The organism is Paradesertivirga mongoliensis (assembly GCF_024436395.1).
Taxonomy (GTDB): domain Bacteria; phylum Bacteroidota; class Bacteroidia; order Sphingobacteriales; family Sphingobacteriaceae; genus Paradesertivirga; species Paradesertivirga mongoliensis.
The window spans coordinates 1,145,487-1,162,099 of the sequence record NZ_JAFMZO010000002.1 but is presented as its reverse complement, the minus strand read 5'-3'; the positions used below and the strand labels follow the sequence as shown (position 1 = coordinate 1,162,099).

Annotated in this window: 11 protein-coding genes; 9 read left to right on the top strand and 2 right to left on the bottom strand. The window is 43.5% G+C overall.

The window, feature by feature from the left end:
• Position 1 precedes the first annotated feature (1 nt).
• The 4 genes from J3P43_RS11055 (at position 2) to J3P43_RS11040 (ending at position 4,042) form a co-directional block, all read left to right on the top strand.
• Entirely contained in the window at positions 2-1,435 is a 1,434-nt protein-coding gene (locus tag J3P43_RS11055) for a purple acid phosphatase family protein (RefSeq protein WP_255902232.1), read from the top strand.
• Between the two features lie 56 nt (positions 1,436-1,491).
• Positions 1,492-2,541 (top strand): phytase, encoded by a 1,050-nt coding sequence (locus tag J3P43_RS11050; protein ID WP_255902230.1) that lies wholly within the window; start codon positions 1,492-1,494, stop codon positions 2,539-2,541.
• A 106-nt stretch (positions 2,542-2,647) separates the two neighbouring features.
• On the top strand, positions 2,648-3,061 hold the full coding sequence (locus tag J3P43_RS11045; protein ID WP_255902228.1) for a response regulator transcription factor: 414 nt from the start codon (positions 2,648-2,650) through the stop codon (positions 3,059-3,061).
• Positions 3,062-3,259: 198 nt separating this feature from the next.
• A complete protein-coding gene (locus J3P43_RS11040; protein WP_255902226.1) occupies positions 3,260-4,042 on the top strand; it encodes a hypothetical protein in 783 nt (260 codons plus the stop codon).
• 64 nt (positions 4,043-4,106) lie between these two features.
• On the opposite strand, the gene J3P43_RS11035 is transcribed toward J3P43_RS11040, so the two are convergent.
• On the bottom strand, positions 4,107-5,873 hold the full coding sequence (locus J3P43_RS11035; protein WP_255902224.1) for a cytochrome-c peroxidase: 1,767 nt from the start codon (positions 5,871-5,873) through the stop codon (positions 4,107-4,109).
• Positions 5,874-5,934: 61 nt separating this feature from the next.
• Positions 5,935-7,404: a PhoX family protein gene (locus J3P43_RS11030; protein WP_255902222.1), complete on the bottom strand. Its 1,470-nt coding sequence runs from the start codon at positions 7,402-7,404 to the stop codon at positions 5,935-5,937.
• A 228-nt stretch (positions 7,405-7,632) separates the two neighbouring features.
• Here J3P43_RS11030 and J3P43_RS11025 point away from each other — a divergent pair, with 228 nt between their 5' ends.
• From J3P43_RS11025 to J3P43_RS11005, 5 genes are all read left to right on the top strand, one after another.
• Positions 7,633-10,836 (top strand): SusC/RagA family TonB-linked outer membrane protein, encoded by a 3,204-nt coding sequence (locus tag J3P43_RS11025; RefSeq protein WP_255902220.1) that lies wholly within the window; start codon positions 7,633-7,635, stop codon positions 10,834-10,836.
• Positions 10,837-10,877: 41 nt separating this feature from the next.
• Positions 10,878-12,341, top strand: coding sequence for a SusD/RagB family nutrient-binding outer membrane lipoprotein (locus tag J3P43_RS11020; protein WP_255902218.1), 1,464 nt, complete (start codon positions 10,878-10,880; stop codon positions 12,339-12,341).
• An 8-nt stretch (positions 12,342-12,349) separates the two neighbouring features.
• Positions 12,350-13,843 carry a calcineurin-like phosphoesterase C-terminal domain-containing protein gene (locus tag J3P43_RS11015; RefSeq protein ID WP_255902215.1) on the top strand — a complete coding sequence of 498 codons (1,494 nt, stop codon included), beginning with the start codon at positions 12,350-12,352 and terminating at the stop codon, positions 13,841-13,843.
• Positions 13,844-13,887: 44 nt separating this feature from the next.
• Entirely contained in the window at positions 13,888-14,883 is a 996-nt protein-coding gene (locus J3P43_RS11010; protein ID WP_255902213.1) for a glycerophosphodiester phosphodiesterase, read from the top strand.
• 143 nt (positions 14,884-15,026) lie between these two features.
• Positions 15,027-16,556, top strand: a complete 1,530-nt coding sequence (locus J3P43_RS11005; protein WP_255902211.1) for a choice-of-anchor I family protein — start codon at positions 15,027-15,029, stop codon at positions 16,554-16,556.
• Positions 16,557-16,613 lie beyond the last annotated feature (57 nt).

Sequence of the window (16,613 nt, the reverse complement as noted above, 5' to 3'; positions counted from 1 at the left end):
TATGCAATCATTTAGAATCTTATTTTTTCTTTTAGTCTGCCCCTTTGTTTTGTCGGCTCAAGATGCTGCAGTCAAGCCGGTAAAAAAAGTCAGACGACCGCTAATGGGAATACAGGCAGATTTAATCCGTGGCCCATATCTTCAAATGGCAACTCCTACCAGCATGACCATAAGATGGCGCACCGGCGTTTACGATAGAAGCAGGGTGAAATACGGGCTGAGTAGTGATAACCTGAACATGAGAACTGATGATTCAACCCTGGTTAACGAGCATATTATTAACCTTACGGGACTCAAACCTTTCACCAAATACTATTACACCATAGGTAACCTGGCAGATACAACCCTGCAGGGCGACGCCGACAACTTTTTTTACACTTTACCAGAGAAAGACAGCGAGCAGTTTATAAGAATTGCGGGTTTTGGCGATTGCGGCAACAACTCGATAAACCAGCGGATTGTGAGGGATCAGGTGCTGAAATATCTGGGCGATAATCATTTAAATGCCTGGATATTGATGGGCGATAATGCCTACTCTGATGGTACCGATGCAGAGTATCAGGCCAAATTTTTTAATATCTACAAAGACGATCTGTTAAAGAAATATCCATTATATCCAGCACCAGGCAATCATGATTATCACGATTTCCATTCAGCCTCGGCAGCTGACCAAAATAAAATGGCCTACTATCAGAACTTCAGTATGCCTACTAAAGGGGAGGCAGGAGGTGTCCCGTCGGGCACGGAGTCATATTACTCATATGACATTGGCAACGTACACTTCCTTTCGCTAGATTCTTATGGTCCGGATAATAAAGGCTTGCGCATGTATGAAGAAATGGGCGAGCAAGTGGAATGGGTAAAGAAAGATCTGCAAGCAAATAAGAGTAAATGGGTTGTTGCGTATTGGCACCATCCTCCCTATACCATGGGCTCGCATGATTCGGACAAAGAATCTCTTCTGGTTAAAATCAGGGAAAACTTCCTGAAAACGATCGAAGAGTACGGCGTAGATCTTGTTCTTTGCGGCCATAGCCACGTATACGAGCGCACCAAACTTATTAAAGGCTACTACGGCATGGAAGCAGATTTTGATCCGAAAAAGCATGAGTTAAATTCTTCAACAGCACTGAGTGATGGAAGCAAGAACTCAGCTCCCTACATGAAAAGTTCGAAAGACAATAAGGGAACAGTTTATGTTGTTAGCGGATCTGCAGGTGCCCTGGGTGGTAAAAAAGCAACCTATCCCCATAATGCAATGTTTTATTCAAACAATGAGGTGGGCGGTGTTGTGATACTGGAAGTTCAGGGAAATAGACTCAATTTAAAATGGGTAAGTTCTGATGGTAAAATATACGACCAGTTTACTATGATGAAGGATGTTGACAAAGCTCAATTGAAAGCGTTGAAACAAGACAAAGAAATCACCAAATAATCCTTATAATTTAATTTCCCGGTCTGGCCTTCGCCAGCCGGGTTTACATGTTAAAAATGCGAAACAATATATACCTTCTTTTTTTACCACTCTGTACCCTCTCTTGCCAGGGCAATTTTGCTCCTGTTGCCGAAAATGCCTTAAAACCAGTAGTTATAACCGAGGTCGCTTCTCATGATACAGATGATCCTGCTATTTGGATAAATCCTGAAGATGCAACAAAAAGCCTTGTTGTTGGAACTGATAAAGACAGTGACGGGGCCTTGTATCTCTACGATCTGACCGGCAAGGTGATAAAGAAATCGATCCCTTTAAAAAGGCCGAACAATGTTGACATCGCCTACGGAATGATGATAAATAATCAACCTACGGCTATTGCAGTAACTACAGAAAGGGAAAACAATAAGCTTAGAATTTTCTCAATGCCTGGTTTGGTGCCCATAGATGGTGTAGGCATTGAAGTATTTACCGATGAAACAGAACGTGGTCCGATGGGGGTAGCGCTTTATACCCGGCCTTCGGATAAAAAAATCTTCGCAATTGTGGGACGCAAATCAGGACCGAAAGAAGATTACCTATGGCAGTACGAACTCATTGGAAACCCAAACGGAATGGTTAGTGCCAGGCTTGTAAGAAAATTTGGCTCGTATAGTGAAACAAACGAAATAGAAGCCATAGCGGTCGATAACTCCATGGGTTTTGTTTATTATTCGGACGAAGGAGTTGGAATCCGTAAGTATCAGGCTGATCCGGACAAGCGGGATAACAACCAATTGGCCCTGTTTGGGGATAAGGACTTTAAAGAGGATCACGAGGGCATTTCCATTTATCATACTTCCGACAGTACCGGATACATCCTGGTGTCAAACCAGCAAATGAATAGCTTTATGGTTTATAAGCGCGAGGGAGAAAAAGACAATCCGCATGCTCACAAGCTAGTAAAAGAAATACCTTTTTCAACCCTGGAAAGCGACGGTTCGGATGTAAGCAATTTAAGTTTGGGAGTTAAGTTTCCCAAGGGAATGTTTGTAGCCATGAGCAATGGTAAAGTTTTTCATTTTTATGATTGGAGGGATATTGAATCCTTTCTGAACAACACAAAATAGACATTCATCGCTCACGATTTTATGGAAAGATTGAGGCCGTAGACCTGATATAAGGCTATCCGGCATTTATTACAATCATAATAATTGCTTAACCCCTTTCATCATTATGAGCTCTACATTAGCCCTGACTATGGCATCTGTAACTCAGAAAATTCTTATTGTCGATGATGAACCCGATATCAGAGATTTGCTTTCGCATTGTCTAAAGAAAGTAGGCTATTCGGTTGATACTGCGGCTAACGGCCAGGACGGAATTTTCGCGGCTATTCAATTTCGCCCTCATTTAATTATAATGGATTTGATGATGCCGGTGATGGGAGGTTTAGAAGCATGTAGCATCCTGCGAAATATGGTCGATTTTAGAAATACATTTATCATCTTCCTTACTGCACGTAATGATGAGCAGTCGGAGGTCAAAGCGCTCGATTCAGGAGCAGACGATTATATAGTAAAGCCTGTAAAACCTCAGGTTATAGTAAACCGAATCAATGCTATTTTAAGAAGAGAAATTAGGAAATAGATGAAGGATGAAGGCAGTTTCGCAGTGATACGGCACTGATACGGAGCGAGACAGAAAGGACTTTAAAGTATCCTTAAAGCATCCTTGAAGTACCGTTTAAGTATATCAACAGTATATTTTAGAGAGATAGAGTAATAATATATTGACTTTAGGTTAATTTATTTATATTTTAGTATTTTCAACCTATTCATTATATCTATGGCTTTCTTAAAAGGCGACTTTGAATTTACCGGTAGCATGGGAAATGTCACCGGCTACAAACTTCCTGGCATTAAAGATACTGTTATTCGGACGAAAGGCGGGGCAAGCAAAAAGAAAATTTATAAAGCGGATAATTTCAAGCTTACGCGTCAAAACTTTACTGAGTTCAGCGGCTGCGGCAAGATGGGTGGAGCGATTCGCCGATCCATGCTTCCCATGGTGCCGATGGCGGATTACAACTTTACGCCCGTACTAAATTCCTTCTCAAAAACAATCCAATTGCTTGACTCCGAAAGTCTCCGTGGGGAACGCAATATTTATTTATCCCGTCACAAACACCTCCTGAACGGATTTAGCTTAAACAGGAATATCGCCTTTGAAAGTATTATCAGGCATCCCCTCAAGGCACGCATTGATGCCCACGCGGGTAAGGCCGATGTTCAGCTTCCCGAATTAATGCCCGGAGTGAATCTGGTACTTAACCGGCAAGCTCCTATGTTCCGTTTTGTGATTAATCTGGGATCTGTGGCAGATGCTTTATATACCAGCAGAGGATATCTAATTGAAAATATAGAGGGGTGCTGCACTTATAGCGGTTGGTATCATGCCACGCAGTTATTTAGCGCCACCGAGCTCTCGGTTGAACTGAATAACTTTTCAGCGCAACCAGATCGCACGCTAATCCTTTCTTTGGGGATTCAAATGGGTACACCTATTACAGACGCGGTAATTAACCCCCTGAAATATGGAGGCTGTGCAAAAATAATTGCTATAGGCTAAGTTTGACATGCTGAGCCTTTACCTAACAGCGATCGCAGATTTTCAACTGGTTGCCTTGCTGCTGTTACATATCCGTCAGTGTGTTTAGAAAAGCAATAATAGCTTCTTGCTCTTTTTTGGATAAATTAAGCTTATCTGTAGATAGTGTCTGATTCTCCAGCTCAAAGCCCAGGCCTGCGCCGCCGCCATTATTGTAAAATTCCATTACTTCCTCCAAAGTGCTGAAGGCACCATTATGCATATAAGGGGCGGTTTTTCCCACATTACGAACCGTTGGAGTTTTGAAAGAGAATTTAAGCTCGTCAATTTTATTGTGTGCATACCTTCCCTGGTCAGCATCAATTAGTCGGCCATTGGGTGTTGCAGGAACACCCAATACTTCAGCTTCTGTATTTGTAAATGCCGGTGGGGCGGTTCCATTAAATAATGGCATAAAGTGGCAACTTCCACATTTTCCTTTACCCATAAACAGGTTAAATCCGGCAACTTCTTTAGCATTCATTTGGGTAGAGTCGCCGCGCATGTATTTGTCAAACCGGGAGTTAAACGGAGCCAGAGACCGCAGGTAAGTGGCGAGGGCAATCATCACATACCTTGGTTTAATTTCAGCTTCCATAGTTGGGAAAGCGGATTTAAATTTTTTTCGGTATTCCTGATGACTGTTCAATCGCTTTGCCGCATCTTCAACTGAAGCATGCATCTCGTCTTTATTAGCGATTACATCCATGGCCTGGTTTTCCAGGGATGGGGCTCGCATATCATAAAACTGAGCTTGTTGCAAACCCGCATAGTACAGCGTTGGCGCATTACGCTTTACAAATGTTCCTGGTATAATGGCAGGGCTTTTGGCAAGGCCATCCGTAAATGCGAGCTCTGGTTTATGACAACTTTGACAACTGCGGACACTTCCGGACAGCACCGGGTCTGAGAATAATTGCTTCCCCAGCAATGCCTTTTGGCTGGTGTAGGATGCTTCGCTATTTTCTGCAAAGAAGTTGGGATTGAAAAGATTCGGATCAAATAAGGTTTCGCTTCTGGTATAGATTGCAAGCTCAGTTTTAAGCGGTTCTACATTCAATTGTTTTTCCCATCGTTTTAACTCAACAGTTAGAGGATTTGAAAACCGGGTAAGGAATTCCATCCTGTTAAAGCTATCAAAATCTGGGTTTTTATCAATGTACCTGCCGGCAGCAACTATTAAGTTTTCTATTTTGTCGTTATCACCAAAAATCCTGACGATAGACAGCATTGCGTTTAGTGAGGCTTTTGCTTCGATCAGGCCGGTTTTAGACAGCGGAGTATCGAAACCTGTTATGCCCAGGGCGTTGATGCGGAAAATCTGCAGTTTACAGGCGTCGAGAATGTGTGCATCCGTAAATTCAGTATCTTCTAAAACAGAACGCGCTCGCTTAAGCTTAGATTGAAAAGCTTTTATCTCCCGCATCAGATGGGGCCTGTTAGCTTCCTCAAAAGGAAATATATACTCTTCGATTACCTGCAGGCCTCCGGGTTCAAACGCTTTGGTTTCCTCGATTTCGATTTCGGGCAGCGGAGGACCGTTCAGGAGTCTGCTGGCTCCGGGAGCGTAATATTCTGTAAACCATTCCAATTTTTTATACGCCAGCCGAGTATTAATAAAAGCCTTCTTTAAGTCAGTTGCATTTCCGTGCCGTGCCAGCTTAAACAGCGTGTCGGCGGTAATCGATTCAAGCTCCGTAAATTGCTGGTTGAGAAGATCTTTTACCTTGCTGGTAGCAGACTGGGTCGCTACCGAGCAATAGGTTAGTATGCCCAGGAAAGATAGAATTAGTATCAGACGTAATCTTATCATCAAATTTAAAACAAAAAAGCCTTCCGCGCTAGCGGAAGGCCAGAAGAAGTTTAGGTGAAAATTATTTATCGACTCCGGTGATGATAACTGTTTGCCCACCTTCTTTATTAGTAGTTATTCCACTACCGTCGGCATTAGCAAATTTATCATCTGTCCAGGTGTGTGGGTGAATATTTACCACAAATGTGTTTGGTTTGCCGATCAGATCAGATATATCGTACATCGCACCATATTCCCATGAACTTAAATTGGTAGAATTATTAGGATTGTATTTTGCGTTGAAAATAGCATCTGTGCGGCGATGATTCATTTCGAGCATAGGTTTCATTGCTTTTGTAGCGATGTTGTACTGCCAGATTCTTCCGTCGTGCTTGTTGTTTTTGTAATAAGAATCCCCGTCTTCCTGGATGTACAGGTAATTTTTAGTTACACAAATGTTATCGGGATTTACAATATGATTTCCCGGATCAACTTCTCCATCCATTAAGGGGGTTAGTTTACCTTTCAGGATGTTATTGGCATCGAGTTCCAGTTTGTAAACTCTGCCCCACATGGTTTTTCCTTCTACGGGGGTTATTTTGTCGGCCTGACTCACTCCGGTAGAAACAAAATATAACGTTCTGTTGGCTTCGGTACTTCCTTTACCGTAGTCTAAGTCTTCTACACGTGCCAGCTGCAATGCACCCTTGGTCACGGTTTGTGCAGCAAGCTGAGCTCCGGTGCTGGTGCTTACATTATCATATTCAACAAATTCTACATCGTAGCCGGTATTAACAGCCATATCCGTTTCAACAGAATTTAGGTTAGTGCGGCGCATCATGTATAAGTTGCCATTTGTGAGGTCGCCAACAGTATTGGACACATACAGGTTGATTTGGCCATTGCTATCGTCCTCGCCAATAAAGATTGCTGTTTTACCGGGATACGCATTTTTAGGAAGTGGAACAGCATTTTCTGCAATACATTTTCCCAGAGCAGGGATAGTACGATTTGTCGTTTTAAGATTTACAGAACCAAAGGGATCGATCTGGTGAATCATTGATTCAGCACCCGATTCGCCGGCAGTTAAAAATAAGGGTCCGAAGCCGTGTTCCTGGGCGGTTACCATGGTTGCCGAACACAGTCGCATGCCTCCGCCTTTTGCGTCGACAATATATTCTCCTTTTAATGGCTTCAGGTTTTTATCCAGATATACTCTGGATACCGAGAACAAGATCTCGTGATTGTTGATCATGACATACCCATCGCTATTCGGATCCTTTAAAATTCCGGCTCCATCGGGTTGTGCGCCATAAACAAAGTCTGGAGAGCCTTCCAGTTTATCGTCGCTGCTTATCAGGGGGTATATTTGCAAGCCCTCAAAACCTGCGAGTGATTTAACAAGAGACGGCGTTACCGAATAATCTTTAAGTGTAACAGTTCCTTGTCGGTGGCCTCCTTTGTTCTCCTTCTGACAAGCAGTAATAATAGCTGCTGCTGTAATAGCTGTTAAGGTGATAGCTCCAAGTTTGCTTTGTACAAAATGTTTCATTATGCGTTTTTTTGACAAACCTAAGTTTGGTGTGTCACCATAAAATTATCCGGGCTTTAAGTTTAGATAAAGGATTGCTGCTGATATGCACTTCCGTCAGGAAGATAGCTCAGGTAACTTAACAAAAGCTTAAAAAACCATCCCCAATTTCCCGGAAATCTTAATACAGCATTAGTATTTCAGTAATACTGGCGGCATAGTTTCGCATCGGTTTAAAATTAAAATCTGATGTTATATCTTAATTCTTTAAAGCGAAGCATACTGTGTGTATGTTTATTGTTTTTCTCGCTGGCATCCGTATTTGCGCAGCAAAATTCTGTTTCTGGTATTGTTACCGATGAGAACGACCAGCCCCTTGCAGGTGTTACGGTCTTATTAAAAGGTACAGCAATTTCCACAGCCAGTGACGAAAACGGCAGGTATCGTTTATCTGTTGACAAGAACTTCAGCACGAATGATGTTATCGAGTTTAGGTATCTGGGCTTTAAGACCGCTACCATAAAATACTCGGGGAGTAATTTAATCAACGTTAAACTCTCTGAAGATGCGCAGGCTCTTAAAGAAGTAGTAGTAACAACAGCTCTGGGCATTAAACGCGAGCAAAAATCCCTTGGCTATGCAACTCAGAATATTACTTCAGAGCAACTAAACGATGCACGCTCTAACAACTGGGTTGGCGCACTCTCTGGCAAGGTAGCTGGGTTAACACTCATCTCGCCAGGGTCGGGCCCATTAAATTCTACCCGGGTAACGCTAAGAGGAAATACTTCTTTAAACCCCGACGGAAACTTTGCCTTAATAGTTTTGGATGGAGTTCCAATGAACAGCGGCATGACAAGCGCTGGCGTTACTAACGCTTATGGGGCCGGTTCAGGAAACGATGCTCCCATAGATTTCGGTAATGGCATCGCGGATATAAATCCTGATGATATTGAAAGCATCAACGTTCTTAAGGGAGCAAGTGCTACAGCTCTTTATGGAAGCCGTGCGGCAAACGGTGCATTGATTATCACAACAAAATCTGGTTCCAGGAAAAATAATGGAATAGGTATTTCAGTAAACTCTAATGTGAGTTTCAATGATGTGTTGAAATGGCCCGACTTTCAGCACGAGTACGGGCAGGGAACGATGGGGCCAAACGAAAACCTTTTACCTGCCGGTCAGAAATATTACTCTTATGGTATAACTGCCGACGGGGCAGCGACTCATGGAACGAGCAGTGCATTCGGTCCCAAATTCAATGGACAAATGTATTATCAATACAATCCGGCCTTACAAGGCGCAGGTACGGAGCGCACTTTATGGAGGCCATACGAGAACAACGTAAAAGGCTTTTTCAGAACTGGCTCCACCATTACAAATAGTGTAGCCGTTGAGGGCGGAAGTGAGAAAGCTTCGGCGCGGGCATCGGTTACACACTCCAAAAACCAGTGGATCATGCCGAATACAGGTTATGAACGTTTGACAGCGGCATTGAGCCTCAACTACACCGTGTCTGATAAGTTAAAGCTGAATTCGAAGGTCAACTTCACTAATAAGAACAGTGATAACCTTCCTGCAACCGGATATAATAACCAGACGATATCCTATTTCATGATCTTCCAAAACCCTAACGTGGATTTAGCCTGGTATCAGGACAGATGGAAGAGGGGTGCCGAGCAGGTAGAGCAAATACATCCGTTCAGCTCATTTATCGATAATCCTTTTTTAATTGCACATGAAATGACGAACGCCGTAGACAGTTATAGCACTGTTGGGAATATTTCGGCAACGTATGAATTTTCTAAAAAACTGAACCTGTTGCTGCGTTCGAGCCTGGACATGTCGACCGAAGAACGTGATACCAGAAGGCCATATAATACCGCCAACTTTCAGCGTGGATATTACAAACAGCAGAACTTATACGACTACGAAATTAATACAGACGCGTTATTAAATTTCAAGCATGATTTGAGTTCTTCAATTAATCTGAGTGCTTCACTTGGAGGCAACTTAAGAAACCAGCGTTCAAGAGAATTAGGCAGGTCTGTTGATGGTCTGGTCACTCCTGGAGTCTACAAACTTTCGAATGGCGTGAGTCTTCCTCTGTCCAACACTGTTTATGGTAACAAGAAAGTAAACAGTCTGTACGCAATTGCCTCTTTTGGCTATAAAAGCCAGGTGTTTGTGGACGTTACAGGAAGAAATGACTGGTCCAGCGCGCTGCCGGTACAGAATAACTCATTCTTTTATCCATCCATCAGCTCCAGCTTTATTCTGAACGAGATGTTTCAACTTCCTGATGCGATTTCTTATGCAAAGTTACGGCTGTCAGCCGCGCAGGTAGGAAATGATACCGAGCCGTACAGAACCAGCAAGTATTATTCAGTGAGTAACTTTCCTAGTTCAGCGGTGGCGCCTACCACGCTTTTTAACGCCGACTTTAAGCCTGAAATCACCACAAGCTACGAAGGTGGTTTGGAATATAATCTCTTCAAGAACCGTTTCGGGATGGACCTAACGCTTTATAGTAACACCACCGAAAATCAGATTCTTGAGGTTCCACTAGAGCCCTCAACCGGTTTTACCCGGGCAGTACTGAATGCGGGCACGGTAAGAAATCAGGGCATTGAATTGGTATTGAGAGGTAGTCCAATAAAGTCTGATGCCTTTAGCTGGAACACCACTCTTACCTGGGCGAAAAATAAAAACAAGGTGTTAAAACTTGCAGAAGGCATGACCGAAAGCCAGGACATCGGCTATGGTGGTAATGCCACAATACAGGCAAGAGTAGGCGGATCTACAGGCGCTATTTACGGGTTTAACTTTGTGAGATCGCCTGAGGGCCAGATCGTATATACTACAGATGGTTTTCCTGCACGCCCTGCGGAGATCCAGTACATTGGCGAAGCGTATGCCGATTGGAAAGGCGGTATTCAAAACGAGTTTGCTTATAAGAATTTCAGATTTAGCTTTTTGCTGGATGGACAGTATGGAGGATTGGTTTATTCACAGACGCATCATAAAATGGCCGAACAGGGCAAGCTGAAAAGCACCCTGCCGGGGAGAGAAGATGGGTTTATCATTGGAGACGGAGTGGTGAAAAACGCTGATGGAAGTTACTCTCCGAATACAAAAAAGGTTCCGGTAGGGAACTACTACGCTGATTACTATCGCAGGGCTAATGTGGAGTCTAACTCATTCGACGCATCTTTTTTGAAGCTAAGAGAGTTGCGCTTTGAATATGCGCTTCCGAAAAGCCTGACCACGAAAATTAAGGTGAACAATGCCAAGCTTGCGGTATATGGACGTGACTTAGCCATGATTACAAAGTTCCCCATGTTCGATCCGGAAACAGCAGCGCTGAACGGCTCAACATTATTGCCTGGAGTAGAAATGGGCCAAATGCCATCTACAAGGACTTTCGGGATGAATCTGACATTTAATTTCTAACAACACTCTAATTAGGGATACCAATCCAATAACAAACGAAAATGGCTATATTAAAAAAGATTGCCTGCATGATAGGTGTATTCACCATCATCTCAACCTCCTGCACAGAGAAATTCGATGAACTCAATACCGATCCTAATCGTCTGGATCGGGTTAGCCCCGGGACCTTACTAAATCCGGTCATCTACAGTATGGCCAGCTTTAATACAGAAAGAAGTGCTGATTTTACCTTCCAATTTATGCAGGTTTCGTTACCTTTTCCAAGTGTTTCTGGCGGCTTGCATCGCTACGACATGAGCGAAAGCGCTGGTAACTCTACCTGGAATACCTACTACAGATGGGTAAAGAACATCAAGGAAATGAAAGCTGCTGCTGACGCCGTAAATGACCCGAATTATCAGGCCATCGCGCTAACGCTTAATGCATGGGCTTATTCCTTATTGACAGATAGTTTTGGCGATGTTCCAATGAGCCAGGCGGGAAGTGCCGATGAAGGAATTCTTCGCCCTGCCTTTGATACTCAAAAGGATATTTATATCAAACTGTTAGGTGATCTAGAGACAGCCAATAGCTTGTTTGTGCCCACAAAAGCAATGATTTACGGCACCGAGCTTTTATACAACAATAATGTAAGCAACTGGCAGAAATTCTGTAATTCACTTCATTTACGTCTGCTTCTTCGGGTTTCGAATCGCGCAGAGATGAATGCCGGGGCGAAGATGGCTGCTATAATTAACGACCCGGCAAAATACCCGGTCTTTACTAAAGTGGATGAAAGCGCTATCTTGAAAATAACAGGAGTTGAACCAAATATATCTCCATGGGGGCGTTCAATCGATTTTACTAACGGACGTGCCGCAGCATCATACTTTGTCGATAACCTCAATGGCTTCAATGATCCGCGCAGAGCTAAAGTCCTATCGCAAGCAACACGTTTAGATCCGGTTACCAAGAAAAATGTGGCAATTGGTTATAAGGGAATTCCAAGCGCATATTCGGGTGCGGATTCTCAATTCGATTATACACCTTCCAATATGATCAGGGCGCTGGTAGAGGCGCCGATGGTAGCTCCGGTGATGACTTATGCTGAAGTTGAATTCATTAAAGCGGAGCTTGCCCAAAAAGGAATAATTACATCAAGCGCTCAGACTCATTATCAAAATGGCGTAAAGGCCGCTATTGAGCAATGGGGATTGACCATGCCTGCAGATTATTTCACCAATGCAAGCTATGCTGCCAATACAGCCTACGACGGCTCATTAGAGCGGATCATCCTTCAAAAGTATTATGCGCTGATCTTTACTGATTATCAGCAATGGTTTGAATATCGTCGCACAGGCCTGCCCAGTTTGCCTAAAGGCCCTGGCTTAAGAAATAATGGAATTATGCCGGTTCGCTTCAAGTATCCCACAACAGTAGCGACAAACAATAACGCCAATTATAAACTCGCGGTTCAGTCTATGGGCGGAGATGATATCAATACTAAAGTTTGGTGGGAGAAATAACAATAGCCATGATAAGAAGAGACTTTTTAAAAAATATGACCATTATGGGTGTAGCAGTTGCTGCACCCGTAGCTATCGCAGAAGCAGCAGAAAACCGAGCAACGGTAACGGATCTTTCAACTACCTTACTGAAAGGACGGATTAGCTCTGCAGGAAAGGGCGTTGCCGGGGTTGCTGTAACCGACGGAATTAATGTGGTACTTAGCAGCGCTAACGGTAACTATGAGTTGCTGAGTAATAAAACCACCCAATTTGTTTATGTGTCTTTACCATCGGGATATGAATTTCCGCATGAGAATAGCATAACCCGTTTTTTTAGAACGATTGATCATTCAAAAAGCAGCTTTGTTTCTGATTTCGAACTGAAGAAGCTGTCCCTAAGCGATGATAAGCACACGTTTATTGTATGGGGCGACCCGCAGATTCAAACGAAGAGGGATGCGGAATTACTGGTATCTCAATCTGCACCCGATCTGAAGGAAGTAGTAGATTCCTACCGGGATAAGGTTCCTGTACACGGCATTGGTTGCGGCGACCTGGTTTGGGATAAATTTAACCTGTTCCCCGATTATAAAAAGGCTATTGCCCTGAGTGGTGTTCCCTTTTTTAATGTGATAGGGAATCACGATATGGATCTCGAAGCCCGCACGGATGAGGGCTCAACCAGAACCTTCAGGGAGCATTTCGGTCCCACATATTATTCTTTTAACCGCGGTAAGATCCACTATGTGGTACTCGACGATGTGTTTTTTATGGGAGTAGCCAAAAGATATATGGGATATATTGGTGAAAATCAATTGCAATGGCTTGAGCAAGACTTAAAGCAAGTGCCGGCAGGCGCAACCGTAGTAGTGAGTCTGCATATCCCAACTAACACCGGCCAACATGCCAGAAATAAAGATACAACCCCGGAGCTTGGAGGCGTGGTAGTCAATCGCCAACGCTTGTATGACGTATTAAAGCCGTATCAGGTTCATTTTATGTCGGCACACACGCACTTCAACGAAGTTTGGATTGAAGATAACATGACCGAACATAATCATGGAACCGTTTGCGGCGCATGGTGGACCGGGCCAATCTGCGGAGACGGTACCCCTTCTGGCTATGGAGTGTATGAAGTGGAAGGCGACAAAATCAGTTGGTATTATAAAGCTACGGGACATCCTAAAACTCATCAACTGAGAATTTATCCGGTAGGTAAACATAAAGATTACCCGCAGGAGGCATGCATCAACGTATGGAATTACGATAAAAACTGGCATCTGGAATGGTTTGCCGATGGTCGGCCAATGGGGAAGCCTGAGCAGCGAACCGCTTACGACCCCTGGGCGCATGAAATGTTTATGGGAGCAGAGAAGCCGAATCCGAGAGGGTGGGTAGAACCGAATCTGACAGACCATCTTTTCTTTGTAAAACCCGATGCTTCGGTAAAAGTGATAAAGGTAAACGCCACCGATCCTTTTGGAAACGTATATACTGAAAGTTTAAACCTAAACGCCTGATGACGATGTCGGAAACAATCAAGACAATTCTGCTATTCATGTTTATGAATAGCAGTTTTTTTATGGTGCAGGCTCAGGAAAAGCTTCCGGTGTTCTTAAGCAATTACACATTTTCGGGCGGAAGAACCGAAGTGGGGCGTATCACTTTAGGTGGAAAAACGGTAAGAAATGTAGAGATCTCCGGAGATCATGCTAAAGTATTTACTGTTAGAGATGGAGTAATTTCCATCCTTCCAGAGTATAATCTTAAAGGCGCTCAGTATGATATTATTATCTCTGCGAGGAATAAAGGTGCTGTAGTTTTAGATACGTTTAAGATTATAAGCGATGAATTTATTCAAAATAAAGTAATTGCTCACAGGGGTGCCTGGAAAAATACCGGTGTTCCCGAAAATTCGATTGCGGCGTTAAAGCACGCCGTTAATTTGGGTTGCGCCGGCTCAGAATTCGATGTGCACATGTCGGCCGACTCTGTGTTACTGATTAATCACGATCCAAGCTTTCAGAACATTTCAATCGGGAAAACGGAGGCACAAGAGCTCACACAGCTGAAGCTGTCGAATGGTGAGAGCCTGCCAACTCTTGTGAATTATCTGAAAGAGGGGATAAGCCAAAATACCACAAAACTAATCCTTGAAATCAAACCATCGGCCGTGAGCAAAGAGCATAGTATTGCTACTGCTCGTGAGGTTGTGTGTTTGGTTAAAGCTTTGAAGGCACAGGCGTGGATCGACTACATAAGTTTCGACTATGAGATCTGCAAGGAACTACAGAGGCTCGACCCTTTTGCCAGAGTGGCCTATTTGAACGGAGATAAATCACCCCAGGAGCTTAAAAAAGATAATCTATGGGGCTACGACTACCACTTTAGCGTGTTGAAGAAAAATCCGGACTGGCTCTCCATCGCAAAACAGGAAGGACTTACTACCAATGCCTGGACCGTAAACGATAAGGATACGATGATGTGGCTTCTTGAACGGGGCATCGATTTTATTACTACTAATGAGCCGGAACTATTGCTTGAAATGGTGAAAAAATAGCTTGCGAAAGTTGTGAGCTAGCGTTTGAATAACGTTTAGTTAACAAGTCCGCCCTTAATATAAGCTTATTATTACGCTTTTGTTACGTTTCTTCAAAAGGCCGAAAAACACTTTTCGGCCTTCTACTTTCGCAAGAAAAATGTATGAAATCTTTTAAATCCTTACTATTTCTCATTTCCGTTACAACAGTATTTTTTGCCTGCAAAAAAAATAACGGAGACCCGTTTGTTGAGCCTGAACAAATTGTTCCTGAAAATCCTGCAACTTTTAGAGAGGTCTCTACTATTACTCTCGGAACCACCGGAGCGGCTGAAATTTCAACTTACGACCCTAAAACTAAAAAACTCTTTGTAGTGAACAACGCCGTAGGCTCTAAAGTCGACGTGATTGATCTAAGCGCTTTTCCTACGATCACCAAGTCTCAAACGCTCGATTTCTCTACAACAAGCGGAGTTGCAAATAGCGTGGCTGTGTCAAACGGTCTATTAGCAGTAGCACTCGAAGCTTCTATTAAAACCGATAATGGCGCTGTGGCGATACTTAATACGTCAACGCTAACTGAAACAAGACGTGTTACTGTAGGTGCTCTGCCCGACATGGTGACGTTTAGCCCTGACGGGAATTACATCGTGACCGCAAATGAAGGCGAGCCAAATTCAAATTATACAGTTGACCCTGTAGGTTCGATTTCTGTAATCGATATTAAAAACAATTACTCGGTTAGAACCCTGGATTTTACTTCATTTGAAAGCAGCTTGGCAAATCTTAAGGCTGCTGGCTTCAGAATGTATGGCCTAAATGCCACATTCGCGAAAGATATAGAACCGGAATATGTAACCATCGCCGCTGATTCAAAAAAGGCATGGGTTACACTACAAGAGAATAATGCCGTTGCAGAAGTAGATTTGATTGCTGGCACTATTCTAAGAGTCGTACCACTGGGTGTGAAGGATATCAGTCTTTCGGCAAACGCGTTCGATATAAGTGATCAGGATAATAAGATGGAATTGGGTACCTGGCCTGTGAAAGCTTTCTATCTTCCCGATGCAATTTCTATGTTCAGCCTGAATAATGTTTCGTACCTGGCACTTGCCAATGAAGGTGATACCCGTGATTACGGTGCTGCTTTTAATGAGGAGGTAAGGGTATCGGCTTTGACTTTAGATCCAACCCGTTTTCCAACTGCTGCAACATTAAAGTTGAGTGCAAACGCCGGTCGTCTTACGGTTACCAGGTTCAATGGTGATACAGATGGCGACGGAGATTTTGATGAATTATACACCACCGGTGGCAGAAGCGTGAGCATCATAAATGCAAGTAACGGCCAATTGGTAGCAGAAATAGGGAAAGATTTGGAGCAGCGGGTAATTGCTGCCGGAAAATACGATGATGGCCGTTCTGATAACAAAGGAGTGGAAGTTGAGGCTGTTACAGTAAACAAAGTCAATGGTCAGATGATCGCCTTCATTGGTATGGAGCGGGCGGATATGATCGCGGTTTATGATGTCAGCAATCCGATGAGCCCTGTTTTTCTTCAGTTGTTTGCTACGGGCGACGCTCCTGAAGGACTATTGTATATCAAGCCTAAAGACAGTCCGAATGGAAGAAGCATTTTAGTGGTGTCGAGCGAAGGCGATGGTTCGGTGAAATTGTACCAGCCAGATAAAATATAGCGCGAAACAGGCAGCCGGCCAATGCTGGCTGCTTGTTTTTATCAAAGCGGTTGTTAA